Annotated in this window: 26 protein-coding genes; 2 read left to right on the forward strand and 24 right to left on the reverse strand. The window is 64.5% G+C overall.

The features are described from left to right. Nucleotides 1–40: 40 nt before the first annotated feature. A complete protein-coding gene (locus EB233_RS10365; RefSeq protein WP_064988949.1) occupies nucleotides 41–1,426 on the forward strand; it encodes an NAD(P)/FAD-dependent oxidoreductase in 1,386 nt (461 codons plus the stop codon). A 3-nt stretch (nucleotides 1,427–1,429) separates the two neighbouring features. Beyond that, nucleotides 1,430–1,798, forward strand: a complete 369-nt coding sequence (locus EB233_RS10370; protein ID WP_081294002.1) for a cupin domain-containing protein — start codon at nucleotides 1,430–1,432, stop codon at nucleotides 1,796–1,798. A gap of 24 nt (nucleotides 1,799–1,822) precedes the next feature. Here the strand turns inward: EB233_RS10370 and EB233_RS10375 are convergent, their stop codons facing one another. The 24 genes from EB233_RS10375 to flgA all read right to left on the reverse strand — a co-directional run bounded on the left by EB233_RS10375 (nucleotide 1,823) and on the right by flgA (nucleotide 25,847). Then, on the reverse strand, nucleotides 1,823–3,466 hold the full coding sequence (locus tag EB233_RS10375; protein WP_064988948.1) for an MFS transporter: 1,644 nt from the start codon (nucleotides 3,464–3,466) through the stop codon (nucleotides 1,823–1,825). Nucleotides 3,467–3,628: 162 nt separating this feature from the next. Next, the gene (asnB, locus tag EB233_RS10380) at nucleotides 3,629–5,497 is read right to left on the reverse strand and encodes an asparagine synthase (glutamine-hydrolyzing) (protein WP_064988947.1); all 1,869 of its coding nucleotides are present in this window, start codon (nucleotides 5,495–5,497) and stop codon (nucleotides 3,629–3,631) included. Nucleotides 5,498–5,684: 187 nt separating this feature from the next. Beyond that, complete coding sequence (gene fliQ, locus EB233_RS10385) at nucleotides 5,685–5,951, reverse strand: flagellar biosynthesis protein FliQ (protein ID WP_013893193.1); 267 nt, start codon at nucleotides 5,949–5,951, stop codon at nucleotides 5,685–5,687. A 13-nt stretch (nucleotides 5,952–5,964) separates the two neighbouring features. After that, the gene (gene flgD, locus EB233_RS10390; protein WP_027030837.1) at nucleotides 5,965–6,372 is read right to left on the reverse strand and encodes a flagellar hook assembly protein FlgD; all 408 of its coding nucleotides are present in this window, start codon (nucleotides 6,370–6,372) and stop codon (nucleotides 5,965–5,967) included. After that, nucleotides 6,372–6,815 (reverse strand): flagellar biosynthesis repressor FlbT, encoded by a 444-nt coding sequence (gene flbT, locus EB233_RS10395; protein WP_027056815.1) that lies wholly within the window; start codon nucleotides 6,813–6,815, stop codon nucleotides 6,372–6,374. Before flbT ends, flgD begins: the two co-directional genes overlap by 1 nt. Further along, complete coding sequence (gene flaF, locus EB233_RS10400; protein WP_027056816.1) at nucleotides 6,812–7,159, reverse strand: flagellar biosynthesis regulator FlaF; 348 nt, start codon at nucleotides 7,157–7,159, stop codon at nucleotides 6,812–6,814. Before flaF ends, flbT begins: the two co-directional genes overlap by 4 nt. 28 nt (nucleotides 7,160–7,187) lie before the next feature. Next, a complete protein-coding gene (locus tag EB233_RS10405) occupies nucleotides 7,188–8,231 on the reverse strand; it encodes a flagellar hook-associated family protein (protein WP_064988946.1) in 1,044 nt (347 codons plus the stop codon). 3 nt (nucleotides 8,232–8,234) lie between these two features. Further along, on the reverse strand, nucleotides 8,235–9,689 hold the full coding sequence (flgK, locus tag EB233_RS10410; protein ID WP_064988945.1) for a flagellar hook-associated protein FlgK: 1,455 nt from the start codon (nucleotides 9,687–9,689) through the stop codon (nucleotides 8,235–8,237). A 27-nt stretch (nucleotides 9,690–9,716) separates the two neighbouring features. Further along, on the reverse strand, nucleotides 9,717–10,973 hold the full coding sequence (locus EB233_RS10415) for a flagellar hook protein FlgE (RefSeq protein ID WP_027056819.1): 1,257 nt from the start codon (nucleotides 10,971–10,973) through the stop codon (nucleotides 9,717–9,719). A 79-nt stretch (nucleotides 10,974–11,052) separates the two neighbouring features. Beyond that, nucleotides 11,053–11,721: a response regulator transcription factor gene (locus EB233_RS10420; protein ID WP_010911291.1), complete on the reverse strand. Its 669-nt coding sequence runs from the start codon at nucleotides 11,719–11,721 to the stop codon at nucleotides 11,053–11,055. A 223-nt stretch (nucleotides 11,722–11,944) separates the two neighbouring features. After that, the gene (locus tag EB233_RS10425; protein ID WP_064988944.1) at nucleotides 11,945–12,532 is read right to left on the reverse strand and encodes a transglycosylase SLT domain-containing protein; all 588 of its coding nucleotides are present in this window, start codon (nucleotides 12,530–12,532) and stop codon (nucleotides 11,945–11,947) included. Continuing rightward, nucleotides 12,462–13,835, reverse strand: coding sequence for a flagellar hook-length control protein FliK (gene fliK, locus EB233_RS10430; RefSeq protein WP_064988943.1), 1,374 nt, complete (start codon nucleotides 13,833–13,835; stop codon nucleotides 12,462–12,464). The genes EB233_RS10425 and fliK overlap by 71 nt, the downstream gene beginning before the upstream one ends. After that, nucleotides 13,832–15,190, reverse strand: coding sequence for a chemotaxis protein MotC (locus EB233_RS10435; RefSeq protein ID WP_064988942.1), 1,359 nt, complete (start codon nucleotides 15,188–15,190; stop codon nucleotides 13,832–13,834). Before EB233_RS10435 ends, fliK begins: the two co-directional genes overlap by 4 nt. Next, the gene (locus EB233_RS10440; RefSeq protein ID WP_064988941.1) at nucleotides 15,187–16,557 is read right to left on the reverse strand and encodes a MotB family protein; all 1,371 of its coding nucleotides are present in this window, start codon (nucleotides 16,555–16,557) and stop codon (nucleotides 15,187–15,189) included. Before EB233_RS10440 ends, EB233_RS10435 begins: the two co-directional genes overlap by 4 nt. Then, on the reverse strand, nucleotides 16,554–17,174 hold the full coding sequence (locus tag EB233_RS10445; protein ID WP_027056824.1) for a hypothetical protein: 621 nt from the start codon (nucleotides 17,172–17,174) through the stop codon (nucleotides 16,554–16,556). Before EB233_RS10445 ends, EB233_RS10440 begins: the two co-directional genes overlap by 4 nt. A 3-nt stretch (nucleotides 17,175–17,177) precedes the next feature. Further along, nucleotides 17,178–18,827, reverse strand: coding sequence for a flagellar basal-body MS-ring/collar protein FliF (gene fliF / locus EB233_RS10450; RefSeq protein ID WP_064988940.1), 1,650 nt, complete (start codon nucleotides 18,825–18,827; stop codon nucleotides 17,178–17,180). Between the two features lie 131 nt (nucleotides 18,828–18,958). Beyond that, nucleotides 18,959–20,026 (reverse strand): flagellin N-terminal helical domain-containing protein, encoded by a 1,068-nt coding sequence (locus EB233_RS10455; RefSeq protein ID WP_064988939.1) that lies wholly within the window; start codon nucleotides 20,024–20,026, stop codon nucleotides 18,959–18,961. A gap of 277 nt (nucleotides 20,027–20,303) precedes the next feature. After that, nucleotides 20,304–21,290 (reverse strand): flagellin N-terminal helical domain-containing protein, encoded by a 987-nt coding sequence (locus tag EB233_RS10460; protein ID WP_064988938.1) that lies wholly within the window; start codon nucleotides 21,288–21,290, stop codon nucleotides 20,304–20,306. Nucleotides 21,291–21,533: 243 nt separating this feature from the next. Next, on the reverse strand, nucleotides 21,534–22,265 hold the full coding sequence (gene fliP, locus EB233_RS10465) for a flagellar type III secretion system pore protein FliP (protein ID WP_027056828.1): 732 nt from the start codon (nucleotides 22,263–22,265) through the stop codon (nucleotides 21,534–21,536). Further along, nucleotides 22,235–22,756: a flagellar basal body-associated FliL family protein gene (locus tag EB233_RS10470; protein WP_064988998.1), complete on the reverse strand. Its 522-nt coding sequence runs from the start codon at nucleotides 22,754–22,756 to the stop codon at nucleotides 22,235–22,237. Before EB233_RS10470 ends, fliP begins: the two co-directional genes overlap by 31 nt. A gap of 21 nt (nucleotides 22,757–22,777) precedes the next feature. Further along, on the reverse strand, nucleotides 22,778–23,485 hold the full coding sequence (gene flgH, locus EB233_RS10475) for a flagellar basal body L-ring protein FlgH (RefSeq protein WP_027056830.1): 708 nt from the start codon (nucleotides 23,483–23,485) through the stop codon (nucleotides 22,778–22,780). Continuing rightward, a complete protein-coding gene (locus EB233_RS10480; protein WP_064988937.1) occupies nucleotides 23,482–24,069 on the reverse strand; it encodes a MotE family protein in 588 nt (195 codons plus the stop codon). The genes flgH and EB233_RS10480 overlap by 4 nt, the downstream gene beginning before the upstream one ends. 3 nt (nucleotides 24,070–24,072) lie before the next feature. Continuing rightward, nucleotides 24,073–25,314: a flagellar basal body P-ring protein FlgI gene (locus EB233_RS10485; protein ID WP_027056832.1), complete on the reverse strand. Its 1,242-nt coding sequence runs from the start codon at nucleotides 25,312–25,314 to the stop codon at nucleotides 24,073–24,075. Beyond that, entirely contained in the window at nucleotides 25,311–25,847 is a 537-nt protein-coding gene (flgA, locus tag EB233_RS10490) for a flagellar basal body P-ring formation chaperone FlgA (protein WP_171892221.1), read from the reverse strand. Before flgA ends, EB233_RS10485 begins: the two co-directional genes overlap by 4 nt.

Consider the following 25,847-nt stretch of genomic DNA (forward strand, 5'->3'; position numbering starts at 1 on the left):
TTCACACTTTTCCTGGAATTGCTCTAGCGGAAGTCATTCCATGCAAGCCAAACGCAACGGCGACATATCGTTCTGGTATGCGGATATGGGAGGGGTTCCAGCATTCCGGCCACCCTTGCCTGGCGATATCGACGCCGATGTCGCGATCGTCGGCGCCGGCTATACCGGGCTGTGGACCGCTTATTATCTGAAGAAGGCCAGGCCTTCGTTGCGCATCGCGCTGATCGAGCGCGAGTTCGCCGGCTTCGGCGCCTCGGGCCGCAATGGCGGCTGGCTGTCGGGTGGTTTCAGCTGGTCGCGCGAAAAATATCTCAAGACATCGACCCGGCAAGGCGTGAGCGCCATGCAGGCGGCGATGGCGGGCTGCGTCGACGAGGTGATCCGGGTGGCGAGCGCGGAAGGCATCGATGCCGATATCCGCCGCGTCGACAATCTGACGGTGGCGACCAATCCCGCGCAGCTCGAACGCGCGCGCGAGGAGTGCGAAACGATTCGCGCCTGGGACGTCGACCCGGACCGCGTCGAGATGCTGGACCAGGCGGCAACGCGGGCGCGCATCAATGTGCGCGATGTCATGGGCGGCTTCGTCGTTCACGGCCAGGCGCGGGTGCAGCCGGCCAAGCTGGTGCGCGGGCTTGCCGCCGCCGTCGAGCGGCTGGGTGTGCTGATCTACGAGAAGACGACGGTGACGGCCATCGCCAAGGGCAGCGTGACGACCGACCGCGGCACGGTGCGGGCGGAAACCATCATCCGCGCGACGGAGGGTTTTACGGCGGGCATCCCCGGCGAGGAGCGGACCTGGCTGGCGCTCAACAGCGCGCAGATCGTCACCGAGCCGCTGTCGCCGGAGCTTTGGCGTCAGATCGGGTGGGAGGGCCATGAGCTTCTCGGCAACGCCGCCCACGCCTATTGCTATGCCCAGCGCACGCGCGAGGGGCGCATCACCATGGGCGGGCGCGGCGTGCCCTACCGCTATGGCTCGCGCACCGACGTCAACGGGCAGACGCAGCAGGCGACGATCGACCAGTTGCACACGATCCTGACGACGCTTCTGCCGCAAACGGCGGGGTGCCGCATCGACCACGCCTGGTGCGGCGTGCTCGGCGTGCCGCGCGACTGGTGCACGACCGTCGGTCTCGATCCCGCGACCCGCATCGGCTGGGCCGGCGGCTATGTCGGGCTTGGCGTATCGAGCTCCAATCTTTCGGGGCGCACGCTCGCCGACCTGATCCTTGGCCAGGAGACGGAGCTGACGCGCCTGCCCTGGGTCAACCGCAAGGTCCGGCCATGGGAGCCGGAGCCTTTCCGTTGGCTCGGCGTCCATTCGATGTACCAGCTTTATCGCATCGCTGATGGCCGTGAAGCCGCTGGCCTTGCGCACACATCGAAACTGGCCGCGCTTGCCGATAGCCTCACGGGCCACTGATCAATGGAGTCCAATTTGATCGATCTGTCGACCTTCCACGATCTCGCCGAGACCGACATCGGTGCGTTCTCGCCTAAGCCGACTTCCATCGAGGGAAATCAGGTCGAGGCGGCGCGTTCGCTTTTCCAGTCACCGGACGGAACCGTCGATATCGGCATTTGGGAATGCACGCCCGGCCGCTTCACCGCCGACCGGTCGGGATCGTCGGAGATCTGCCACATCATTTCGGGGCGGGTGGAAGTGAGCCGCGCCGACGGTGAGGTGCGTGAACTGGGGCCGGGCGACCTTCTCGTGCTGCCGCAGGGATGGAAGGGCGAATGGCGGATCCGCGAGACCACGCGCAAGCTCTACATGATCCAGTCGGCCGGCTGATCGATCGGTATCAGCTGCACCGGATCAGTGCTCGATCGGTCCCTTGGCCATCACCAGCGCGGTGCCGGCGGTGGTCGGACGCTCGATGACGCGGCGCACGCGCGGCGGCTCGTCGCCGCTGTGCAAAGCTCGCAGGCGCTCGCCGACCATGGCGTCGGCGTGGGTGATGCGGCCATTGTGGCGCACGTATTCGAGCCAGGTCGGCGTGTGATAGTGCTCGATCCATATTGTGGGATTTTCGAGATCGCGCGCCAGCGTCCAGTTGCGGGCGCCGTCACGGCGGCGGATGCGGCCGCGCTCGGCCATGGTGAGGAGGAATTCCGCCTCGTCCTCGTGGCGAATGATGTACTCGATCATGATGGCGATGGGACCGCTGCGCGGCTTCAGGTCGAGCGCCAGATGCGGTTCCTTGAAACGGTTGAGCGGGTCGAGGTTGAGCACCTGCTGCTGCGGCAGCGGCAGTACGAGGCCGATGGCGCCGCCGGCCAGCATGGCGATGGCGGCGGCGATCAGCGCGGTCTCGGCGCCATGCGCGTCGGCGACGACGCCCCAGATCCAGCTGCCGAGAGCGATGCCGCCGAAGGTCGCGGTCTGGTAGACCGACAGCACCCGGCCGACCACCCAGCGCGGCGTCGCCATCTGCACGGTGACGTTGAAGTGCGACAGCGCGATCACCCAGCAGGCGCCGCCGACCAGCAGGCCGAGCGAGGTCTGCCAGGCGTGATGGCTGATCGCTGCGTTGAAGGCGCAGACGGCGAAGCCGGCGAAGGCGCTGCGTACCATCGTCTCGCTGGAGAGCAATTGCCGCAGCCGCACGCTGATCAGCGCGCCGCCGACGGCGCCGATGCCGAAGGAGCCAAGCATGATGCCGTAGGTCAAGGCATCACCCTTGACGACATCGCGGGCGACGAGCGGCAACAACGCCAGGACGGCGCCGGCGCTGAAGCCGAAGGCCGCGCCTCTGACCAGCACCTTGCCGATGTTGGGCGACATGGCGACATAGCGCAGGCCGGCCCCCATGGCGGCACCCAGCGACTCGCGCGGCAAGGTCGATACCGGCACGTCAGGCCTCCAGCGCGCCATCACGATGATGAGGCCGATATAGCTCACCGCGTTCGCCGCGAAGGCCGCGGCGGCACCGGCGGCCGCGACGATGATGCCGCCGATCGCCGGGCCGACGCTGCGCGTCAGGTTGAAGCCCATCGAGTTCAATGCCACGGCCGCCGGGACCTTGTTGCGGGGCACCATGTCGCCGACGGACGCCTGCCAGGACGGGCTGTTGAGCGCCGTGCCGCTGTCGATCAGGAAGGTGAAGGCCAGCAGCGTCCAGGGCGTGAGCAGGTGATAGTAAGTGAATACGGTCAGAAGCACCGAAACGACCAGCATGAAGGTCTGCGCGACCAGCATCACCTTGCGCCGGTCGAAGCTGTCGGCGATGGCGCCAGCGACGAGCGCGAACAGCATGATCGGCAGGGTGGTCGAGGCTTGGACCAGGGCGACCTGATAGGACGAGGTGGCGATCGTGGTCATCATCCAGGCGGCGCCGACGCCCTGGATCAGGCCACCGAAATTGGAAACGAGACTTGCGGACCAGACAGCTCGGAAAATGCCATGCCGGAATGGCGCCAGCGCCGAAACGCCTTCGCTGTCCGGTTTCTCGTCAATCATCGATGGGTTCCTGCCTCGGCGTGCTGATTTCTGCGGTTTCTCCGCATCGTTTGCCGAAACTATGGCATCACGCCGGAAAGGGCGAATGTCATGCGGGCAAGATCATGGTCCAACCAGGGGATAGAGGAGGGCCACGCCGGTATCGGCGCCGCTGACATGGTCTCAGCGCGCGTCCCTGACCGCGGCACGCAGCGCTTCGGTGAGCTGGCCGGTGGTCTGGCCGTCGGCGTGCAGGCGGAGGAAGAGCTCCATGCCGACCAGCCGCAGCCGCGACGGCTCGTCTCGCCTTGCCAAGCCGATCAGGTCCTCGACCGAAGCCGCCGGCCACTTCATGACGTCGCGCAGCAAGCCGGCGCGCAGCAGGCCTTCCGTACCCGTGGTGAAATTGTTCGATACCTGGAAGCCGTTCTTGCGAGCATTCACGTTCTGAAGCGGAATGTGCTTTTCAGCGACCTTCTTCAGCAGCCATTTTCCCTGCTTGTGGCGGTATTTGTGCCGCCTCGGCAGGTGGATCGCGAAGTCGATCAACCGGTTTTCGAGGAACGGCACCCTGAGCTCCACCGAAGCCGCCATGCTGAGCCGGTCATGCCTGTTCAACAGGTCCTGCAGATGCGCATACATGTCTTGAAGGCAGCATCCCAGGAAGGCGCGATCGCTGAGTGATGCGACAGGCTCGAGGCGGTCGAAGATCTTCGTCTGAAGGAAATTCAGTTCCGGCGACAACGCCCTGAGCACGATGTTGCGGTCCCAGCCACGGTCACCGGCGAGCGATGTCCGAAAGGGGGCGTGACGCTGGCGCTCGAACCGGCGGGCAAGCCGGGCCTTGGAGCGAAACAGCCGCTGCGGCCATGACCAGGGTCGCCACGGCCGCATGCTGGCTTCCTGCCAGTCGTAGCCGCCAAAGAGCTCGTCGGCGCCTTCCCCGGTCAACAGCACCTTGATGCCGTCGGCGCGGCACTGCTCGGCAAGCGCCAGCAGGCAGGCATGGCTTGCATGCCAGCCGTCGCTTTCGAGATGCCAGATGGTTCTTGGCCAGAGTTCAAGGAACCGGTCCTTGTCGACGGCCACCCTGTTCAGCGGCACGCCGGCATGACGGGCGGTGCGTTCGGCGTCTTCGGCTTCGCTGTGGCCGAGGCGCGGATCGACGACATAGGCCGTCAGCTCCGGCCGGAACCGCTTTGCCAGCGTCGTGACGAGACCGGAATCGACGCCGCCGCTGCAGGCCGCAGCCAGCCTGGTATCGGCAACGCAGTGCAGCCCGACGCTGTCTTCGATCAGCGCTTCCAGCGATGCCATATGCTCGGCGTCGGTGGCGGTGTCGCCGGCAATGCGGGCCGCATCGAGCACATCGAGGACATGCCAGAAACAGCGCTTTTCAATCCCGGCATCGGTGATCTTCCACAGTCCCGCCGGCGGCAGCCGCTCTATGCCTTCGAACAGGCTGGAGCTGGAGTCGCGGCTCTGCCAGGCAAGACGCAAGGTGATTTCGCGCGCATCGATGGCGCGGGCGGCGTCGTCACAGGCCAGGATCGCCTTGTCCTCGGAGGCGAAGAGGATGCGCTCAGGCGTCTCGGCCACCGACATCGGCTTGATGCCGAGGCGATCGCGCGCCAGCCAGAGCGTGGTCGCTCGGGCGTCGAAATAGGCGAGCGAGAACATGCCGTCGAACAGCGGGATGGCCTTGTCCGGTCCCCAATGGTGCAAGGCTTCGAGCACCACTTCGGCATCCGAAACCGTCCTGAACCGCCTGCCTTCTGTTTCAAGTGTCGCGCGCAGGGCCCGGTAGTTGTAGACCTCGCCATTGTAGACCAGCACGCCCTGGCCGCAGGCGGTGAGCATCGGCTCGCGCGCCTGTGTCGAGAGATCGATGATCGACAGACGCCGGTGACCGAGCGCCAGCCGGCTGTCGTTCCAGCTGGCATGGTCGTCGGGGCCGCGATGCGCCAGTGCCTGCATCATGCGGCCGACATCGGTGAGATCGCCGCCGCCGATCGGGTTCCGCTTGCGCCAGACGCCGGCTATGCCGCACATGGTTCGCCGGTCTGCCTGTGCTGATCCAGGGATTTATGAGAGGCCATTGAGACAAATACCGCGATATCTGGCCCCGGCGATGCGCCGGATGATACAATGGCAGTCTAACCGCAACCCAGCTGCCCGCAAGCAGCGGTTCCATCCTGACGCATCGGCACGGAGATCGCCGCACTCATCGTCCGTTGCGTCAGAACCCGTTCTGGATGCGCTCGAAGATGACGTTGGTAAAGGCCGATATCTGGCCACCGATGAATGGTCCGGTGAGCGCCACCACCAACATGATGGCGACGATCTTCGGCACGAAGGTCAAGGTGATTTCCTGGACCTGCGTCAGCGCCTGGATGAGGGCGATGCCGATGCCGACCGCCATGGCGACCAGCACGACCGGAGCGGACGCGGTCAGGACCGTCCACACTGCGTACTGGACGATGTCGAGTGCGTCGGCCTCGTTCATATCAGAGGTTGGCCTAGCTAGCCGGCTTGATCGACACGCCCGCGCCGACGGGGACCGTGGTGCCATCCTGCAGCACCGCGATCAGTCCGTTGCTGCCGAGCGTCACCGAAGCCACCGTGCCGGTGGTCTTGCCGTCGGCCGAGGTGATGTTGCGGCCTATCAGAGCGTCGGCCTGCGACAACGCCGAAGACTGCATGATCTGGTCGAGCTTGGTGTTGGTCTGCACCGACTGCTCGACCTGCGAGAAGGTGGCGAGCTGGGCGACATACTGCGTCGAATCCATCGGCTTGGTCGGATCCTGGTTCTTCATCTCGGCGATCAGAAGCTTCAGGAACGAGTTGTAGTCGACCGCTGTCTTCGAGGTTTGCGTGCTGGTCTGGTTGGCGCCAACCGGTATTGTCGTCGTCATGTCCACGGTCATTAGTAGCGTGCTCCCACGGCCAGCGGGCGCGGCGCGCCCGGAACATCGTCATTGCCGCCAAGTGCGCGGCGTTCGAGAGGATAGAGCGAACGTATCGCCTTCAATGCCTCGTATATATGATCTTCGCCGACCATGCGGTCGATCTGCTTCAGCGCGCTGCAGATTTCGGCGTCCTCGAAACTTGCGATGAGCAGCGGCAGCGAGCGACGGAACATTTCGCGGGCCTCGTCGGCGCCGACCGGGTTGATCAGCATGACCTGCACGATGAAATACAGCTGCCTGAGCGGCGTCGATGCATCGTCGGCCTGGATCACATGGCTTTCGAGCAGGAACTGCACGTCGTTCATCAGTTCAATGGTTACCTTGCGGTCGACCCGGATCACGGCGCCGTTGATGTAGATCTTCTCGTTGGGCTTCAGCGATATCTTCAGCGTGTTGGTCATTGAATGCCGTCGCGGATGATCTGGGACACTTCGATCAGCCCTTCGAAATTGTTGGTACGGCCCTGGCGGATGTCCTCCGCCTCGCGCAGCAACCAAAGGCCGATGGAAATCAGGTTGGCGCGCAACTCCTTGGGAAGCGCATTGTCGCTGGAGCCGAGGTCCTCGACGAAGACGGTCCAGACGCGGTTGGTGAATCGAAGTGCCTCGACCGCCTCCATCGAATCCTGACCGGCCGCGGCGGCCGCCGACAGCATGTCGATCGAGCGGGTCAGGAGCTCGCGCTCACGTTCCTTTGCGTCCGAGACGGAGGTGCTTTGGACGTCGGCGTAGGAAAATTGATACATCGTCGGCTCTACCGTTCCGCTCGAGTTGTCAGGTCAGGTATTTCAACAGGCTGAGCTGCTGCAGGCGCGCTGTCAAAGCGAAGGACGTCTCGATATGCTGCGTCAGGTCGGCGACCTTGGTGGCGGCCGTGGCCGGGTCGACGGCTTCGAGATCGAGGATATGGCGTTCGAACAGGTCGATCTGCGTCTTCATGCGGTCGCTGGCATCGGAGACGCGCTTCTGCACGATACCGGTCTCCGACTGGGCCTGGGCGATGCCGCTCAGCGCCTCGCCGACTAGTGTCTGCGAGTGGCTGATGATGCTGTCCTTCGCCGCCTGGCTGATGTTGGTGGACATCAGGCTCGAAACCATTGCGGACGCCATTGCGAGCTTCTTGATGCCGTCGCTGTTGGCGCTGGTCGACGTGTCGCTGGTTTCGTTGAGCGCGATGCGGCTGACGATCTGCTGGTCGGTGGCGTTCGACATGTTTGTCTGCCAACCCGCGCCGAGGAACTGCGGCGTGACATAGTTGGTGATGAAATCGTCCATCTGGGCGGTGGTGATGTTGGCCGCGGCCGGATCGCTGGGCGTGAAGCCGAATTTGGCGACGAAGGAAGTGTCGAAGGCGGCCTTGGCCGGTGAGCCGGCGGCAGTGAAATCATTGATCGGCTTGACGTCGGTGTTGGTGCCAGCGAACAGATATTCGCCGTTGACGCTGGTGTTGAGGATCGAGGTAAGCTGCTGGATAGTCGTCTGGCCGGTTGATTGGGTCAGGCTGTCGGAGTTGTCACCCGACGACGCGGTGGTCAGGCTGGAGAGGAAGGTCTGCGCCACGCCCGAGAGCTGGCCGAGCGAGGTCTGGGTCGACGCAAGCCTTGCGGTCACCAGCCCGTTGGAATCGACGATGACGTTCAGCCGGTCAAGGTCGCGCTGGAAGGTGACGGACTGGGCGGTGCGTCCGCCCAGCGCCAGGCCGACATCGGCGACCTTGCCGGTCGAAGATTCCTTCGTGGCTTTGACGAGGTCGGCCTGCATGCGCATCTGCTGATAGCGCATGGCGTTGGAGAGGGCGACCGAGGAGACTGAGGTCATGGATTATCCCACCGCGTTCAACAGGGCCGTCATCATGTCATCGACGGTCTTCATCATCCGGGCCGATGCCTGATAGGTGTGTTCGAGGTCGAGCATCAGCGACATTTCCTGGTCGACATTGACGCCGGTCGCGTTGGACAGCGCCTCGGAACTGCGCTGCGCCAGCGCCTCCTTGGCGTCGGCGGCGGTCGAAGCTTGCTGGCGCATGCCCTGGAGCCAGCCGATCGAATTGGCAGCGTAGTTGGAAACGCTGGAGGTAGCTGAAATGCCGGCCGCGGGGTCGAACGTCATCGGCTGGTCGAGCCGGTCGCCATAGGCAACCAGAAGGCTGGAGTAGGAAGCGCCGCCACTGGTGTTGGCGACATAGGCAGCACCGTTGGCGCCGCCGTCGCGCAGCAATGTCGCATTGCCGCCGGCGCTCGGATCCATCGCCGCATTGATGCTGATCGTGCCGGCCAGTCCATTGACCAACGTGCCCGCCGCCGGCACCGCCGGCGCGCCGGACCAGGTGAACAGGCCGGCGGCGTTGGGCATCGAAGGCGCGGTCTCGGCAAAGGCCGTGATCAGGCCGCGCGCGGTCTCGTCGAGCTGGCCCTGCATGGTCGAGGCGACGCCGTCGCGCAACTGCAGCAGGCCGGCGAGCTTGCCGCTGGCGGTGGTGTTGCCGCCGCTTCCCGCCGAGACCGGCACGTTGTCGATATAGACGGTGTTGCCGGCGGCCCCGGCGGCGTAGCCGGCCGATGGCGTGAAGCTCACCGAGCGCGGGATCGTCTCGAACAAAGTGGTGCCATCGCCGGTGGTGATGACCATGTCATTGTCGCCGCGTGTGAAGGTCGATATCGGGACATAGTCCGCGATCTTCTTCAGCAGCGCGTCGCGCTGGTCGAGCGCGTCGGAAACATCCGACCCGGAGCGGGTTCCGGAAATAACCGCCTGGTTGGCATCCTGGAACTGGCCGAGCAGCGAGTTGAGATCCTTCACCGCCGTGTCGATTTGGCCATCGGTCTGCGTACGGAAATCCTGAATGGCCTGGGAGCCTTCATTCAGGGAGCGAACGACCTGCTTGGCCGCGTCGATGACGCTCGAGCCGAGATTCTGGTTGGACGGCGAGGTGGCGTAGAGCTGCAGCGCCTGCTGCAGATTGGCGATGGCGGTCGAGGGCGAGGAGGCGTTGTCGACGCCATTGACCGACACGTCCAACTGATCCATGCCGCTGTAGAGCGCGTTCTGGCCACTATAGGCCGACAAGGCGCTGAGATTCTGCCGGAACAGCAGGTCGTTGGTTACGCGCTGGATATCAACCGAACGCGCGCCGGGCGCCGTGCTGGTGACGACGGCGATGCGGCGCGTATAATCCGGATTGGAAGCGTCCGAGACGTTGCGCGTGACAACGCTGGTCTGGCGCGAGGTACTCATAAGCGCCGATTGGGCGATGCTCAATGCGGAAGATAACGACATGCTGGTCTTTCACGGGCCACGCCCGGTTTATCTCTTCAGGTTGACAAGGACGTCCATCAGGTCGGAACCGGTCTGGAAGACTTTCGAATTGGCGGTGTAGCTGCGCTGCGCCGCGATCATGTCGGTCAATTCCTCGGCGATATCGACGTTGGAATTCTCGAGCGCGCCCGAGATGATCGAGCCGGCCCTGCCTTCATTGGCAAAACCGACACGGATCGCGCCCGACTCGGTGCCTTGCGCGTAGACGTTGCCGGGCAGCGCCTTGAGCTGGTCGGGGCTCTGCACGTCGGCCAGCGGAATCTTGTAGAGCGGCTTGGTCGAACCATCCTTGTACTGGGCGTAGATGGTGCCGTCCTTGCTGATCTGGATCTTGTCGATGGTGCTAGGCGCGTTGCCGTTGACCTGGGCGTCGGAAACCGTGAACCCGGCGCCCAGCTGCGTCAGCGTCGACAGATCGAGCGAAAAGGCACTGCCGCCGGGCACCGTAAGCGAGACGCTGTCGACGGCGCCGGTGAGCTTGCCGGTGGTGGTGTCGAAGGTCAGGTTGGCCGTGCCCAGCGCACCGCCCGTGTAGGGGAACGATGTTCCGGCGGTCGCCTTGGACTGATCGAAGACCGACACTTCCCATGTGCCGGTTCCCGTGTTGGTGAAATAGACGTCGAGCAGTTTCTTGTTGCCGAGATTGTCGTAGGCGACCATCGAGGATTTCGAGGTGTATTGCGCGCCTGCCGAGTTGGTGGAGGGCAGGTTGGCGGCGACGACCGGCGTGGCGCCTGCCGGCAGATTGCCGCTGTAGGTACCCTCGGTGCTCGGCGTTGCGGTTAGTCCCTGGTCGGCGATGACGACGGGCTCCAGGCCTTCGAAACCGTTCACGGTCGCTGCCGGCACACCGTTGGCGTAGCTGTAGGCCATCAACTGGAAGCCGGCGGCGTTGACCAGCCTGCCCTGGGCGTCCGGAACGAAGGCGCCGGCGCGGGTCAGGAATGGCGTGCCGCTCGGGTCCTGGACGACGAAGAAACCATCACCGCTGACGGCGAGATCGGACACCGAGGTGGTGTACTGCAGCACGCCGGGATCGCTTACCGCCTGCCGGATCGTCGTGGTGACGCCGCCGGAATTGTAAGCGCCGCCCGTCGACGGCATGATCAGCGTCGAGAATTCGGCGGAGGACCGCTTGTAGCCGGTGGTATCGGAGTTGGCGATGTTGTCGGCTGTCGTCGAGAGGCGGTTTGCCTGGGCGTTCATGCCGGAAACGCCGGTCCGCATCATTCCGTAGAGGCTCATCGAGATGTCTCCGCAATATCCATGCCACTGGCAGCGAGGCTACGCGTCCTGTCTTGCGCGAGGCTGGCGCGGCGCGGCATCAGAACACCAGCCGGTAGCCGAGGAAACGTTTGGAGTCGATCGGGTCGGTGCCCAGCTTCTCGCGCAGCTTCTTGCGCAATTTGCTGATGTGGCTTTCGACCACGTTTTCCTCGACCTCTTCGTCGAAGATGCCGTAAATCGCGTTGAAGACCTGGGTCTTGGTGACGCGGCGACCACGGTTGCTCGCCAGATATTCGAGGATGCGGCGTTCGCGACGCGGCAAGGGCAATGGCTGGCCGTCGATCTCGGGGTCGCGGCCGTCCATAAAGATGCGCATGGCGCCGATCTCGGTGTAGGCAACATCCTCATGGGCGCGACGGCGGATGGCGGTGATGCGAGCCAGGATCTCCCTGATGTGAACGGGCTTGCGGATGACGTCGTCGACGCCACTCTCGAACAACCGCAGCGTGTTCTCCAGGGAATGCTGTTCGCTCAGCGCAATGACCGGAGCGCCGGTGCGGTCGCGGATCTGGCGCGGAGAGATGGCGCCGTCGCGGCAGTCGCCGATCAGGAAGGCCCTCACCGAACGCAGGTCGGTGTCGGCGGCCGAGTTCACCCACTCGCCGAATTCGCCGGGCGCGAAGCCCGCGCAGGCGACGCCCTCACGATCAAAAAGTGAATTGTATCCCTCAGTTACGAGCTCTCGCTCGTCAACGATCACGATCATCGGCCCCGCCTTCCGAATCAGCACATCTGCCCCGTGGGGAAAGGCGTAACCGCTGGCGGGAATCCTGAACAACCGTCATTTCTTGTAACTAGTTTCTTGGGAGTCTGGAATCGCGTCGGTTGCATTAGCGTGCAGCCAGATATGCCCGGTGAGGGAAGTTGTGGGCTAGTTAAACCTCGCGCCAGAAGTAGTGCACTTGGCGTATTAGGAGCAGAAAATACGCTTACGGGTTGCAGAAGGAGCGGGCATTGGCTGTCCATTTGCCAAAGCCGGTGGCAACCATGTTGGCGATCACCCGGCAGACATAGACCTTCTGCGCCGGGTCGTTGTCAGGGCCGGCGTGATAGCGGGCGACGGCCATCGACCAGGTTTCGTGGCGGGCGTGGAGACTGGCCAGGAAACGCGCCGCATAGTCGACGTTCTGGCGCGGGTCGAGCATGTCCTCGACGCTGCGGAAATGCGAGGAATGATAGTGGTGGTTGATCTGCATGCAGCCGAGATCAATCAGCGTCTTGCCCTCGCGCTGGGCATTGGCGAAGGTGGCAAGCGCTTCGGCGCGGCTCCTTGGGAAGACCGCTTTTCCCTCTATATTCAATGCATTGGGCTGCAGGCTGCCTTTCTTGCCTGTTTCGGTCAGGCCGACGGCGTAGAGAATGCCGGCGGGCACGCCATAGCGGTCGGCGGCGCGCAGGATCTCGGGCTCGCAGGGATTGGTGGCGGCGAGGGCGGCGTTGGCGAAGCTAGATAAACATATCGCCGCCAGCGCGCTCGCGAGATGGCGGAGCGGCGCGGCCGTGTGCTTGCGCGTCATCATGGTTACCCCTTGCGGACTGCTGGCCCGGTTGCTGACCGCCGGCCCCACTGTTGCCGCCGCTGGAGTTTCCGGGCTGAAAGGCGGACTGGTCGCGGCCAGGTGCGGTGGTGAGGGTGGCGGTTGTATCTGTCCGGGTTGTAGCCGGAACAGCTACTGAAGGTTGCATGATGGTGACCTTATCAACCTCGAAACCAAGCCCGCGCAGCGACTTGACGATTGCCTCGCTGTCGCTGGAAAGCCGACGGTAGGCGTCGTGCGTTTCGGGCTTCAGTTCAATCGAGAGTTGTTCTCCGGAGAGGCGAAGATGGGCGGTGACCATGCCCAGTTCGGCCGGGTGAAGTTCGATCTTCAACACATGTGTCGGAACGGCAACAGAGCTAGCCACCTGGCTGGTCGCGGAGGCCGCCGAAAACGCCTGCCGCGGGCTAACATCGGCCGCTACGGCATTGATTACGTTGAGCGCCGCCTGGCTGATCGGCGCCTGCGGCGGGGCAGGGAAGCTGCGTTCGGAAACTACGTCGACGCGCGCCTGCGCCGACGCCTGTTTTCCCGGTTCCGACCGCAACGAAGACTGGACGTCGGCGATGGACTGGAACTGCGGCGCCGCCTGCTTCGCCTCCACGTGCGGCACGTCGGCCGGCGCCGGCTCGGGCAGCGGGCCGGCAACGATTGCATTGTCACGCCGCGGCACGCCGGCGCCAGCACCGGCGGCGGAGTGGCCGTCGAGCTTCGTCGGCGGACCGTCGACGAGCGAGACCCGCTCGGGCTTCGACATCGGTTCGAGGTCGTCCTGCCCGGCGGCAGATGTCGCACGATAGGCCTTCGGCAGGACCTGCCCGTCGAGCGCCGGTTCCTGTCCGGTCTCGTTTGCGCCGGCTGACTTGGCCGATGTCGAGAAATGGCGCAGGTCATGAAACGCCATCAGCAAGGGCAGGTGGTCGTCGAGCGGCGTTGCGCCGGCATCGGTCGTCGGCGTTTCGGCATCGGCGTCCTTGTCCGCTCGGACATCCTTGCCGTCCTTCATGGATTTCGCGGCCGTCGATCCGGCCGGCGTAGCCCGCGGATTGCTCGGCGGCATCGGTTCGTCCTCGCCTGCCTGCGCCGCAAGGCCGGCGGCAAGCTTGCTCCAGCGCGGATCGCGTGCGCCGGCCTCGGTCGCGGGCTGCTTTTCCGGGTGGCTGGGGCCGCCATGCACCATCTTGCCGAAACCGGCATCATCCTTCTTGCCGGGCGCGGCCGGCTGCTCCGCCGTGCGGGCAGTGGCAAATCCCGACAGGGCCGGGCCGAGGCTGGGGGTCATTTCGGGGCGGCTCCAAGCATCTGGTCGATCAGGTCGAGCTGTCGACGGGTTTTCATCATGGCGGCATCGGTCGGGTCGGTCGTGTCGGGACCGGCGGAAGTTGCCGGCGCCGATGTCGGCACGATCGCGGCCGAAGGCGCCGGCGCGTTTGGCACGGCGGCTGCCGTGCCGCCGGAGGGGGCGACCGCTGGCTGTTCGGAGACAGCACCTTCGACGGGCGGCAAGCCGGCCTCGTCGGCCGCGTGTGTAGCGGCGGCTTCGGGTCCGGGCCGCGACGTGACGGTCGCGGGGCTCATGGCGGGAAGGGAAACAGGCGGCGCCACCACCTCGCCGGCGATCGCCTGGGCGGCGTCGAGCAGGGCGCGGTCGCCATCCGACAGCTTGCCGCGGTCGATCTTGGCGAGTTTAGTGCGCACGTCCTCGATCGTGCCCGACGTCACCGTGGACAGGCTGGAATAGAGCAGGGCGCGCGGATCGCCCTGGTTGGTATTGCCGTCGCGGCCCTCTTCCGCCCGCGCCGAGGCGAAGGCCGACAAGTCACTCAGGCCATCGATCGCGGCGCGGCGGGCGATGCGCAGATAAATCACCTTCTCGCGCTCGGGATCCATCATTAAAGTGATGTCGGCGAGCTTGTCCTGGCTGATCGACAGGTGCAGCGCGATGACGCCGGAGACAAAGGAATCGGCGAACTGGCTGGCATAGGGCGAATAGAGATAGCGCTCGACATATTGGGTGGAGGCAAGCGCGAAACGCGCCGCGTCACCCTGCGTCACGGCGATGCCGACCGAGCGCCGCAAGGCCGCTTCCTCGACCAGCGTACCTGGGCTGAGCAGCTTGGCCTCGTCGAGCAGCGTGAGCGCCGCCGCCGGGTCGTCCGTCGCCATCAACGATCCTTTGACCAGGGCAAGAAAGGCCCCGAGGTCGCCAGGCAGCGTCATGGGATCGATTGGCTTCAAGACCTCGATTGCGCCGGCGGGCCGGCCAACCAGATAGTTGATGACGCCCTTGGCAATTGCGAGGTCTTGGGGATCCAGCGAGTTGGCGCGAGAGACCGCCGCCTCGACGGTGGATGGATTGCCGCCGCTCATGCCGTAGACCAGCAGCGCGCGAAAGTTCTTGGGATCCTTGAAGTCCTCCGCATCCGCCTCGCGCATGCGTGCATCGGTCATCTCGAGCAGCTTTGCCTGCATCGGCATCGCGGCGTGATCGCCGGCGGCGATGCGGTCTTGGACGAGCTGCAGCGAGCGCACCAACTGGTAAGGCTGCAACGCGTCCTGAGCGAAGCCGGCCGACGGATATCCGACTGCCAGCAGCAACAGGCCCATCAGCCGGCTGGTGACGGCCGCCCCCCTCATCCGCCGCTCGTCATCAAGATCTCGATGCGGCGGTTGGCCGCCGACATGGGGTCGGCCGCATCCTTCGGCTGCCGGTCGGCGAAGCCGGCGACCTCGGTGATGCGGCGTTCGTCGACGCCGCCGCGCACGAGCATGTAGTAGGCGGAATGCGCGCGCGCCGTCGACAGCCGCCAATTGTCGTAGCTGGCGCTGCGGAAGGGGCGCGCATCGGTGTGGCCGTTGATGCTGATGGTGCCTTTCTGGCTGTTGACGATGCGACCGATCTTTTCCATCGCCAGCACCAGTTCGCGGCTCGGCACCGCCGATCCGACTTCGAACATGCCGAAGTCGAGCTGATCGGTGATCGAGATGACCACACCCTTGTCGGTGGCTTCGACCGAGACGCCGTCATGCAGTTTGTCGCCGGGCTTGAAGGCATCAGCCAGTTGCTGCTTGACGTCGGCAGCCGCCTTCAACGCGGCGGCGGTGGGCGCCTTTTCCGCGGTCTCGGGTTTTGCTGTCTCTAGCTTGCCGATCGTTCCATCCGCCTGGGTTCCATCCGCCGACCTGGCATCGGCGACTTTGCCATCCTTTGCCTCGGCATCGCTGGCCTTGGTCGCACTGGCCTTGGCGATAGGCTTGGCAGCCTCCTTGCCATCCGTCGCAAGCGGCTCGAGCGGAGCGTCTTCAATCGGCGGCGCGGGTGGCACGGCCTTGACCTTGGCCACCTGCGTCTCGGCGGCCTTGTCGCCGGGCTTGAGCGGGTCGCCCTCGATCTTGGGGCGCTGCGCGCTCGCTTCGGCGACGGGCGTGGCCACCTGCTGCGACCAGAAATCCGGCTCGAAGGGGTCGCGGTAGGACGCGCCACCCGAGGCCCCCGTCGCCGGGCCGGCGGCTTGCGCGCCACCGTCGCCCTTCTGGCTGACATTCTGCATGACGCCGGTGTCGGTCGCGATTTCCGAGAGCACCGCGTAAGGGTCGGCGAAGAGGTGATCGTCGGTTTGTTGCGCCTGCTGCTTGTCCTTCTTGGCGTCGGACGAGCCCGCGTCACCGCTGCCACCCTGCCCGGGTTTGGCTTTCGTCTGTTGCGGTTTTTCGGCCGTAGCGCCGATGGCGCTCGGCCCGTCGCCGAGATCCTCCAGCCCCTTGCGGCTCGAATTGCGGTCAACCAGTTTGACGGGGTTGAAGTAGCTGGCGACGGCTGCCTTGGTCTGTTCATTGGCGGCGTTGATCAGCCACATGACCAGGAAGAAGCACATCATGGCGGTCATGAAATCGGCGAAGGCGATCTTCCAGACGCCACCGTGGTGTGCCTCGTCGTGATCACCATGGGCATGCCGCACGATGATGATCTCGTGCCTGCCGTGGTCGGCCTCGGCGACGCTCATGACAAGACCTCGGAAAGGGTTGCCGACCATTCGGCGATGCGGGTCTCGAACACCGCCTCGTCAATGGTCACCGTCAGGTCGAAGCCGGGCGCCTCGATGAAGTCGAGATTTGCAGCGCGCGATCCAAGCGATGCCTTCAGGGTTTCGAACAATGACAGCGGCCCGCGGACGGCGACGCGCACCGCTTCGCTATCGCCGACGGCTTCGCGAACCGCGCCGGCAAGCGCCTCAAGCGAGCGCTTCTGCAGATCGTCGCTGACAACGCCGCCGATGATGCGGGCGACCGTGGCGGTGACGAGGTCCGTCACGCGCGTCTCCATGGCGTCGATGCGCAGCGAGACCGCCGTGCCGATATCGCCGCCGAAGCTCTCGAGGAAAACCCTTGCTTCCTCGGCGTTCGCCCGGCGTTCCGCCTCCAGCGCCGCGTCATGGGCAGCGACAAGCCGTTCCGCCAAGGTTGCCTCCGCCTGGGCGACCGCCTCGGCGATCAGCGTGCCGATGTCGGCCTGCGGCGCGGATGCTTCCGGTTTGTGCTCGGATGCGGCCTGAGGCTGGCTGGCGCGTGGCGCGCGCGTGCCGAAATCAGGGAGGAGATCGAAAAGGGCTGCGGAGGCCATGGTTTACGCCGCGACTTCCTGGGCCGCCCATTTGCGCAGGATCTGCGCGGTGCGCTCCTCGTTGAGGTCGACCATGCGGGCAAGCCGCTCCTGTGGCGCCGGCCTGATCTTCTGGCGAAGATCGTCGAGCGGGGTAGTGCCTGGCCGTGCGCCGGGCAGGGCGCCGATGGCGGCACCCGCATCGGCGGAAGCGGCTGCCTCCGGAGTCGGCAGCGAACGCTGGACTTCATCGAAATTCGGGCCCGACAAGGCGGGCGTTGCCCTTGCCGTCAGCGCCGCCGCCATCGGCCGCAGGCCGAAGAAGGCCACCAGGAACACCACGACGATGAAAGCGCCGGCGTTAATCAGCGTGCCCGCATGCTGGCCGATGGAGTCAAGCATTCCGGCCTGCGGGATCGCCTCGCCATCCAGCCCGTCGATGAATTCGACCGCCGAGACGTCGATGACGTCGCCACGCTTGTCGTCGAGGCCGGTGGCGGAGCTGACCATCTTCTGGATATCGGCGACGCGCTTGGCGATCTGTTCCGGGGTCGCGTCCTTGCCCAGGATCGTCTTAAGGCGATCCTGGTTGACGACGACCGCGATCGACATCTTGGTGACGGTGTAGCCGTTGGAGACGGTGGCGATCTTCTTGGAGTTGATCTCGTAGTTGGTGATCTCTTCCTTGCGGTCGTTCGCCGAAGAGGTCTGCGGACCCTCGGTGCTGGTCGCCTGGGTCTCCGGCAGGTTCTGCTCGACGCTGGACGGGGTGGAGGCCTGCTTCTGGTTGCTGTTCTCATTGGCGCGCACCGACTGCACCGAGCGTTCGACGCGGGAATTCGGATCGAAAATGGTTTCTTCCGTCTGACGAGTGTCGGTGTTGACCTCGGCCTTGACGCTGGCGCGGAAATTGTCCGGACCGAGATAAGGGGTGAGGGCGCGGCGGATATTGTCGCCGATCTGCGCCTCCACGGTCTGCTCGACGCCGAGCGTGCGGGCGGCACTGGTGTTGGAGGGATCATCGCCGGCGGCCAAGAGGTTGCCGTTGGAATCGAGCACCGTCACCTTGTCGGCCGACAGGCCGGGGACGGCGGCGGCGACGAGATGGCGGATAGACTGGGCGCTTTTCTCGGCGTCGATGCCGGCATAGCGGATGACGACCGACGCCGAGGGCTGCTGTTCGTCGCGACGGAAGTTGGCGCGTTCGGACATGACGATGTGGACGCGCGCCGCCTTGATGCCTGAAATGGATTGGATGGTGCGGGCGATCTCGCCTTCGAGCGCACGCACGCGGGTGATCTGCTGCATGAACGAGGTGAGGCCCATCGCGCCGACATTGTCGAACAGCTCGTAGCCGGCATTGGCGCTGGTCGGCAGGCCCTTCTCCGCAAGCAGCATGCGCGCCTGCGCCGTGGTGCCGGCCGGCACCAGAACGGAGGTGCCGTCGGCGCCGACGTCGAAGCCGATGCCGGCCTCACCCAGCACCAGGCCGATCTGGTTCACGTCGGAGCGGTCGAGGCCGACGTAGAGCGTGTCGTAAGCCGGGCGGTTAAGGTAGACCGAGGCGATGCCGATGACGCCCATCACCAGAACGGCGATGCCCGCCAGCATGGCGAGGCGCTTCACACCAAAGCCGCGGAGGTTCGAGATGATGCTCTGGATCTGTTCCGGCACGATAGAGCGACTCCCAGCATGATTGTCCGCCGGAACACTAGCCCCCGAAGCTTGTGCGAAAATGAAATCGGGCCGCGCTTGCGGCGCGGCCCGTGAATTGGAAGTAGATGTATTCCTCGGTTACGGCCGGATCAGCCGTTCTTGAACAGCGACAGGATCGACTGCGATGAGCTGTTGGCGATCGACAGCGACTGGATGCCGAGCTGCTGCTGCACCTGCAGCGCCTGGAGGCGGGTCGATTCCTTGTTCATGTCGGCATCGACGAGCTGGCCGACGCCGCGGTCGATGGAGTCCATCAGGCTCTGCGTGAAGGTTTTCTGCAGATCGATCGAGCTCTTGGCGGCGCCGAGGATGGTGGCCTGGTCGGTCAGCTGGCTCATGACCTTGTCGATCTTGCCGATCATCTGGGTGATGATGTCGTCGGTCACGCCGGCTGCCGTGATGTCGACGTTGTAAGCGGAAACGTTGTCGACCTTGGTAACCGCTCCTGCGGCGGTCTGGCCGGCGGTGTTGGCGGCGATGTCTGTGGCGCCGCCGGCGAGCGCGGTCGCATAGGCGTTGTCATACAGGCTCTGGGCGGCCGCTGTGGAATAGACCGAGGTCTGGCGGTCGAGCGTGCCCTGGTTCTTGACGGCGGTGGAGAGACCCGAATCGAACAGCTTCGTGCTCTCGACATCGATGTCGATCGTTCCAAGCGAAATGGCGCCCGACGAGGAGCGGTTGAAGGACGAGACGATCTTGGAGTCGGCCTGGACGCCGTCATTGGGGGCGGCGACCTGCGTTGAAGTCACTGAAAGGTAATTCGACCCCGAAAAGGTGGCGGCATCGGCAAAGGACTTCATTTGCGCCTGGAGCGCGGTGATTTCGGTCTGCGTCTTTGCCTTGGCGGCATCGGTCTGGCCAATGGTGGAGAGCAGCTTGGTCTTGATCTGGCCGACGGTCGTCAGCACGTTGTTCATACCGGTGTAGGCGGTATCGACTTTCGAGGCGCCGAGCCCTAGTGCGTCCTGCACGGTCGACAGTGCCTGGTTGTCGGAGCGCATCGTCGTGGCGATCGACCAGTAGGCGGCGTTGTCCGAGGCTTGGGAGACCCGGTAGCCGGTCGAGATCCGGGCCTGTGTCATCTCGAGCGATTTGCTGGTGGCGTTGAGGCTTTGAAGTGCAGTCAACGCCGCGGCGTTCGTCATGATGCTCGACAAGAAACTCGCTCCTTTTTTCGGGCCGGTCTCTCAAAAACCGGCATTGCCCTCGCGAGCCGCTCGCCCGCCCATGGATTGCCGTCGTGCCAATCGGGCCGATTCGTCAATCCGTTGTAAGCTTTTGGTTAACCATGACTAGCTCGTTATAGTTAACGGCCTGTTAAAGGCCCGCTTTCAAGGGGTAAGAAACGAGGGTTGCGCCGGGCTGGAGCAAGCGCAAAAAAAGGGCCGCGCTTTTGGCGCGGCCCTTCTGTCTGGTTTAGCCGTTCGAGAAAGATCAGCCGCGGAAGAGCGACAGGATCGACTGCGACGAGCCGTTGGCGATCGACAGCGCCTGGACGCCAAGCTGCTGCTGAACCTGCAGGGCCTGGAGGCGGGTCGATTCCTTGTTCATGTCGGCATCGACGAGCTGGCCAACGCCGCGGTCGATGGAGTCCATCAGGCTCTGCGTGAAGGTCTTCTGCAGGTCGATGGAGCTCTTGGCAGCGCCGAGCTTGGTGGCCGCGGTCGTCATGTCCTTGAGAGCGGCGTCGACGACGGTCATCATCTGCGAGATCTGAGCGTCGCTAGCGGCCGTGCCACCCGTAGAGATGGACAGGCTGGCAACCGAATAGGTATCGCCGGCTGCCGGAGCGGCACCCAGTGTCGGGTTCTGTGCAGTGGTGGTCGTAGCGCCAGTGGTGCCGAGGCGAGCCGCATCGAGGATGCCCTTGGCGGTCGGCGCCGCACCGGAGTCATAGAGCTTGATGCTTTCTACGTTGACATTGATCGTCGAAAGCGAAACCGCGCCGGTGGCGCTGCGGTTGAAGGCCGAAACGATCTGAACGTCGGCAGCGGTGCCCGAAGCGGTGGACACCGAAAGCATGTTGGTGCCGGAGAAGGTGGCGGAGTCGGCGTAACCCTTCAGCTGTGCCTGCAGGGCAGCGATTTCGACCTGGGTCTTTTCCTTGGAGGCGTCGGTCTGACCGTAGGAAGCGGTCAGCTTCTGCTGGATTGAGTTGATGGTGGTGATCGCGCTGTTCATGCCGGTGTAGGCGGTGTCCACCTTCGAGGCGCCGAGGCCGAGCGAGTCCGAAACGGTGGACATGGCCTGGTTGTCGGAGCGCATCGTGGTGGCGATCGACCAGTAGGCGGCGTTGTCCGAAGCCTGGGAGACACGATAACCGGTCGAGATGCGGGCCTGGGTGGTGGAGAGGTTGTTCTGGGTGGCGTTAAGGCTCTGCAGCGCCGTCAATGCAGCGCTGTTCGTCATGATACTGGACATGGCTACTCATACCTTGATTTTACAAGTTTTTTTGCATACCGGCTTTTCCGGTATGACGGAGCGGCATCATGCCAATGACCGTTGCGTTTGGGTCACCCGCCATCTGCGAGCGACTATGGCTCCGAGTTCCTACCAAAGGGCTAAACCTGAGGGTTAATCGAAAATAATTTGGGAAAATTCGACGCGGCCCCGGCGCCGCCCGGTTCTGCCGAGCGGTCGAGGCTTCGGGCCGGAACGACAAAATCAGGTAAAGGAACGCACCAGGCTGCCGACGAGCAGGTTCCAGCCGTCGATCAGGACGAAGAACAGGATCTTGAACGGCAACGACACCACGGTGGGCGGCAGCATCATCATGCCCATCGCCATGGTGATGGTGGCGACGATCAGGTCTATGACCAGGAAAGGCAGCACGATCAGGAAACCGATCTCGAAGCCGCGGCGGATCTCGGAGATCATGAAGGCCGGCACCAGGATGCGCAGGTCGACCGTCTCCTTGGCAACGACCTGGCCGCGCTCGCGGGCGAGATCGGCGAAAAGGTCGAAGTCCTTGTCGCGCACATTGTGCAGCATGAAGGTGCGGAACGGATCAGAGATCTTCTCGAAGGCCTCGGTCTGGCTGATCTGGTTGTCCATCAGCGGCTTGACGCCGGTGTTCCAGGCCTGATCGAAGGTCGGCGCCATGACGTAGAAGGTCATGAACAGTGATAGCGAAATCAGGATGAGGTTGGCCGGCGTCGACTGCAGGCCGATGCCGGCGCGCAGGATCGAGAAGGCGATGACGAAACGGGTGAAGCTCGTCACCATGATCAGCAGTCCCGGCGCCACCGACAACACGGTCAGCAGGCCGAACATCTGGATGATATAGCCGACGGTGGCGCCGTCGGCCTTGCCGATGCCGCCCAGGTCCAGCTGCTGCGCCGCCGCGACGGAGGTGGCGGCGCCGATCAGCGCCGCGGCGAGAAGGAGCTTCTTAATTCGAGCAGCAATGTCCTGATGAGAACCTGTTTGGCGTGCCCCTGGCTGCGGATCGAGGCGCGTTCCTCGAGATCGGCTTTCAGGTGTTGGTAACCGCTGGCGCCCTCGACCTGATGCATCTTCAGCGTGCGAACGAAGGCCAGAAGGTCCTGTTGGATGTCCTCCGACATCGCCGGCGGCTGCGGCGCGTCGTAGACCACGGATACTTCCATCCTGATCCAGGTGTCGGCGGGGGATGCGATGTTGGTGGTGATCGGCGCCAGCGCGACGAGCGTCGGCCCCGTACCGGGCTGTTGTGCGGCGGCCGGTGGAGTAGCCTTGCCCTCATTTTCAGGTGCCGCCGGCACCGACGAGGGCGCGCCGACACCTTTGAGATAGCCGCCGGACATCCAGCCCATGCCGATGGCGGCCGCCGTCACCACCAGCAGCATGGCGCCCTGGACGATAAGGGAAGGGCCTTTGCGAGGCTGGATCTGTTCGGCATTGGCCACGGTGCTTTTGGTCTCCAATCCCTAGAACGGAAGAACCTGGTCGAGAACCTGCTGGCCGTAGGCCGGCTGCTGGATCTCGGTGATGCGGCCGCGCCCGCCATAGGAGATGCGCGCCTCGGCGATGCGTTCGTAGGGGATCGTGTTTTCCGCGCCGATATCGGCCGGGCGCACGATGCCGGCTATGGTCAGTACCCTGAGCTCGGCGTTGACACGCACTTCCTGCGATCCCGTGATCATCAGATTGCCGTTGGGCAAGACGTCGGTGACGATGGCGGCGACGTTGAGTTCCAGCGTTTCCGATCGCTTGATCTCACCGTCCGCGGTTGTGTCGGTACCCGAGCTGAGCGCTCCGGAACCCTTGCCCGCAGTGCTCAACTTGTCCCACTGCGCGCTGATGTCGTAGCCGAGCTTGCGATTGGCGGTTCGGCTTCTGTCATTCTGGTTCTTGAAGTTGGCGCGGTCGTTGATACTGATCTTGACGGTCAGTATGTCGCCCTGCTGCAGCGCCCGCGGGTCGGTGAACAACCGGCTCTGGCGGTCGTCCCACAGCGAGAATTTCTTGACCGGTGCGCGCGGCGTCTGGGGGTATTTGTAGAGGGATCCGGTGTTGCCGCCGTCGATGCCCGAGCCCACCGGAGACAGCGACGGTTCCTTGCCGACCTCCTTGAGGTTGGTGCCGCAGCCGGTCAGGACCGCCACCGCGCACAGGATGAGCATTTTGCGGATCATGACGGATCTACCCTTCGGGCTGCGCTGGCCATGATGCCGGTGAGCGTCGCCGCCGCCTTCTGGTCCATTTCGTTGAGAATGACGCTGGCCTTGCGTGGATCGAGCTTCATCAGGATGGCAGCGGCCAGATCGGCGTTGACGATTGCCAGGCGTTCGGCCGCCGCATCGGGCTTCATGCCGGCGTAGATATTGACGACGCCGTCCTCGGCTCGGGCCAGGAAGACTTCACGCCGCTTCAGCCAGGTCTCGTATTCGGCCTTTTTTGCGTCGAGGGCTTTCATACGCTCGTCGATGCCGGCCTGCAGCTTCTTCAATTCCTCGGCCTGCAAGGCATAACGGCGGTCGCGGGCGGCGTCGGCGATGTTGGAGCAGAAGCGCTCGATCTCGCTCTGGTCGGGCGCCTTCTCCCGCGTCAGTTGCTGCGGCGCCACCGCGGGCTGCGCTCCAGGGAGAACCTGGCGAACAACATCCTCGCCATATGCACCATTGCCGGAAACGGAGACAGCCGCGAGGGCCGCGGCCGCAAACAGGATTGCGCGGGAAGAGCGTCTTTCATGGGATGAGAAGGAGGGGATCATCGGCATCGCCTATTGGAGAACCAGATCGGCTTGCAGGGCGCCGGCCGATTTGATGCCTTGCAGGATGGCAATGATGCCGTCCGGCTTGACGCCGAGGCGGTTGAGGCCGGAAACGAGGGTTTGCAGGTCGGGCCCGTCGAGCACCGCGACGCGGCCGTTGGGCCGGCTGGCATCGATGGCGGTGAACGGTTCGACAGCGGTTTCGCCTTTGGAGAAGGGCTCGGGCTGCACGACGCGCGGCGCCTCCGTGATGCGCACGGTCAGCGTGCCGTGGCTGATGGCAACGCGCGAGATCTTGACGTCGTTGCCGATGACGATGGTGCCGGTGCGCTCGTCAATGACGACGCGAGCCGGCGTATCGGATTCGACCACCAGGTTCTCGATCTCGGCATAGAAGCGGGCAGCCGAAACGCCGTTCGGCCTTCTGATCTGCACGGTGCGAGAATCGCGCTCACCCGCCACGCGCATGCCGAAGCGCTGGCTGGTATAGTCGTTGATGGCATCGGCGATGCGGATGGCGGTCGAGAAATCGGGATTGCGCAATTGCAGCGTCAGCGTCGATTGATCATCGAATTCGGCCTTCACCGAGCGCTCGACAATAGCGCCGTTGGGGACGCGGCCAGCAGTCGGCACACCTTGTGTCAGCTGCTGGGCCTGGCCTTGGGCGATGAAGCCGGAGACGATGACGGCACCCTGGCCGACGGCGTAGATTTCGCCATCCGCCGCCTTCAGCGGCGTCATGATCAGCGTACCGCCGGCAAGCGAGGTGGCATCGCCCATCGAGGACACGTCGATGTCGATGCGAGCGCCCGACTGCACGTAGGGCGGCATGTTGGCGGTGACGATGACGGCGGCGACGTTCTTGGCGCGCGCGCTGCCGCCTTCGGTGGCGATGCCGAGATTTTCGAGCATGGCGCGGATCGACTGTTCGGTGAACGGCGAATTGCGCAGGCTGTCACCCGAGCCGGCGAGGCCGATGACCAGGCCGTAGCCGACCAGCTGGTTGTCGCGCGAACTCTGCAACTGGGCGATGTCCTTGATGCGCGAGGCGACCTGGCCAGGCGGCAGCGAGCTTGGCCCGGGCGAGACGCGGAACATGCGGGTGGTGGTGGCTGGATCATATTCCGGATCGTTGTCGACGCCGCCGTTCCTGGCGGCGAGCTCGCGCTTGGCCTTGGGTGTCAGGCCGTCGGCCAGCGCCGGCTGCAAGCCGAGCGTGGCCGCGAGAAGAAGGGCAAGCAGGCGCATCATGAAGCGCTGACCTGGATGGTTCCGTCGGCCATCACCGTGCCGGAGAGGATCTTGCCGCTGTCGCTGTTGCGAACCTTGATGAAGTCGCCGGCCGCACCTGGCTGCAAGGTCACGGCGGTGGCCGATATCGTCAGTCCGCCGGCGATGAAGAAGACCTGCACGGCAGCACCCTGTTCGACCAGCCACGCCTCGCGGATGGCGGACGACGGAATGTAGCGGCCAGGCAGCAGCGTGCGCTTGGCGATCTTGCCCTGGAGTTCTTCGATACGGGTCGCCATTGCATCGGGCTTGTGCTTGCCGGGGATGAGGGTCACCTGTTTCAGGGCGGCGAGTTCGATCCTCTCGCCGGGATAGATGACGCGGTTGGGGATCAGCACGACCTCGCCGGTGGGTTGGTTGCTGGCGATCTGCGTTGCCGATTGATTGGCCGATTGATTTGTCGACTCCTGGGCGAAAGCCGGCACGCCGCCAGCCACCAGCGCAAGGATCAGCGCGGTGCGGCGGAATGCGGAGCAGGAGATCGGCATGGCCAT

The organism is Mesorhizobium erdmanii, assembly GCF_013170725.1.
Lineage (GTDB): Bacteria > Pseudomonadota > Alphaproteobacteria > Rhizobiales > Rhizobiaceae > Mesorhizobium > Mesorhizobium erdmanii.

Excerpts from the sequence above, each read along its gene's own strand:
- EB233_RS10365 (WP_064988949.1), top strand. The coding sequence starts at position 41 with ATGCAAGCCAAACGCAACGGCGACATATCGTTCTGGTATGCGGATATG.
- EB233_RS10370 (WP_081294002.1), top strand. The coding sequence starts at position 1,430 with ATGGAGTCCAATTTGATCGATCTGTCGACCTTCCACGATCTCGCCGAG.
- EB233_RS10375 (WP_064988948.1), bottom strand. The coding sequence starts at position 3,466 with ATGATTGACGAGAAACCGGACAGCGAAGGCGTTTCGGCGCTGGCGCCA.
- asnB (WP_064988947.1), bottom strand. The coding sequence starts at position 5,497 with ATGTGCGGCATAGCCGGCGTCTGGCGCAAGCGGAACCCGATCGGCGGC.
- fliQ (WP_013893193.1), bottom strand. The coding sequence starts at position 5,951 with ATGAACGAGGCCGACGCACTCGACATCGTCCAGTACGCAGTGTGGACG.
- flgD (WP_027030837.1), bottom strand. The coding sequence starts at position 6,372 with ATGACCGTGGACATGACGACGACAATACCGGTTGGCGCCAACCAGACC.
- flbT (WP_027056815.1), bottom strand. The coding sequence starts at position 6,815 with ATGACCAACACGCTGAAGATATCGCTGAAGCCCAACGAGAAGATCTAC.
- flaF (WP_027056816.1), bottom strand. The coding sequence starts at position 7,159 with ATGTATCAATTTTCCTACGCCGACGTCCAAAGCACCTCCGTCTCGGAC.
- EB233_RS10405 (WP_064988946.1), bottom strand. The coding sequence starts at position 8,231 with ATGACCTCAGTCTCCTCGGTCGCCCTCTCCAACGCCATGCGCTATCAG.
- flgK (WP_064988945.1), bottom strand. The coding sequence starts at position 9,689 with ATGTCGTTATCTTCCGCATTGAGCATCGCCCAATCGGCGCTTATGAGT.
- EB233_RS10415 (WP_027056819.1), bottom strand. The coding sequence starts at position 10,973 with ATGAGCCTCTACGGAATGATGCGGACCGGCGTTTCCGGCATGAACGCC.
- EB233_RS10420 (WP_010911291.1), bottom strand. The coding sequence starts at position 11,721 with ATGATCGTGATCGTTGACGAGCGAGAGCTCGTAACTGAGGGATACAAT.
- EB233_RS10425 (WP_064988944.1), bottom strand. The coding sequence starts at position 12,532 with ATGACGCGCAAGCACACGGCCGCGCCGCTCCGCCATCTCGCGAGCGCG.
- fliK (WP_064988943.1), bottom strand. The coding sequence starts at position 13,835 with ATGACCCCCAGCCTCGGCCCGGCCCTGTCGGGATTTGCCACTGCCCGC.
- EB233_RS10435 (WP_064988942.1), bottom strand. The coding sequence starts at position 15,190 with ATGAGGGGGGCGGCCGTCACCAGCCGGCTGATGGGCCTGTTGCTGCTG.
- EB233_RS10440 (WP_064988941.1), bottom strand. The coding sequence starts at position 16,557 with ATGAGCGTCGCCGAGGCCGACCACGGCAGGCACGAGATCATCATCGTG.
- EB233_RS10445 (WP_027056824.1), bottom strand. The coding sequence starts at position 17,174 with ATGGCCTCCGCAGCCCTTTTCGATCTCCTCCCTGATTTCGGCACGCGC.
- EB233_RS10460 (WP_064988938.1), bottom strand. The coding sequence starts at position 21,290 with ATGTCCAGTATCATGACGAACAGCGCTGCATTGACGGCGCTGCAGAGC.
- flgH (WP_027056830.1), bottom strand. The coding sequence starts at position 23,485 with ATGATCCGCAAAATGCTCATCCTGTGCGCGGTGGCGGTCCTGACCGGC.
- EB233_RS10480 (WP_064988937.1), bottom strand. The coding sequence starts at position 24,069 with ATGCCGATGATCCCCTCCTTCTCATCCCATGAAAGACGCTCTTCCCGC.
- EB233_RS10485 (WP_027056832.1), bottom strand. The coding sequence starts at position 25,314 with ATGATGCGCCTGCTTGCCCTTCTTCTCGCGGCCACGCTCGGCTTGCAG.
- flgA (WP_171892221.1), bottom strand. The coding sequence starts at position 25,847 with ATGGCCATGCCGATCTCCTGCTCCGCATTCCGCCGCACCGCGCTGATC.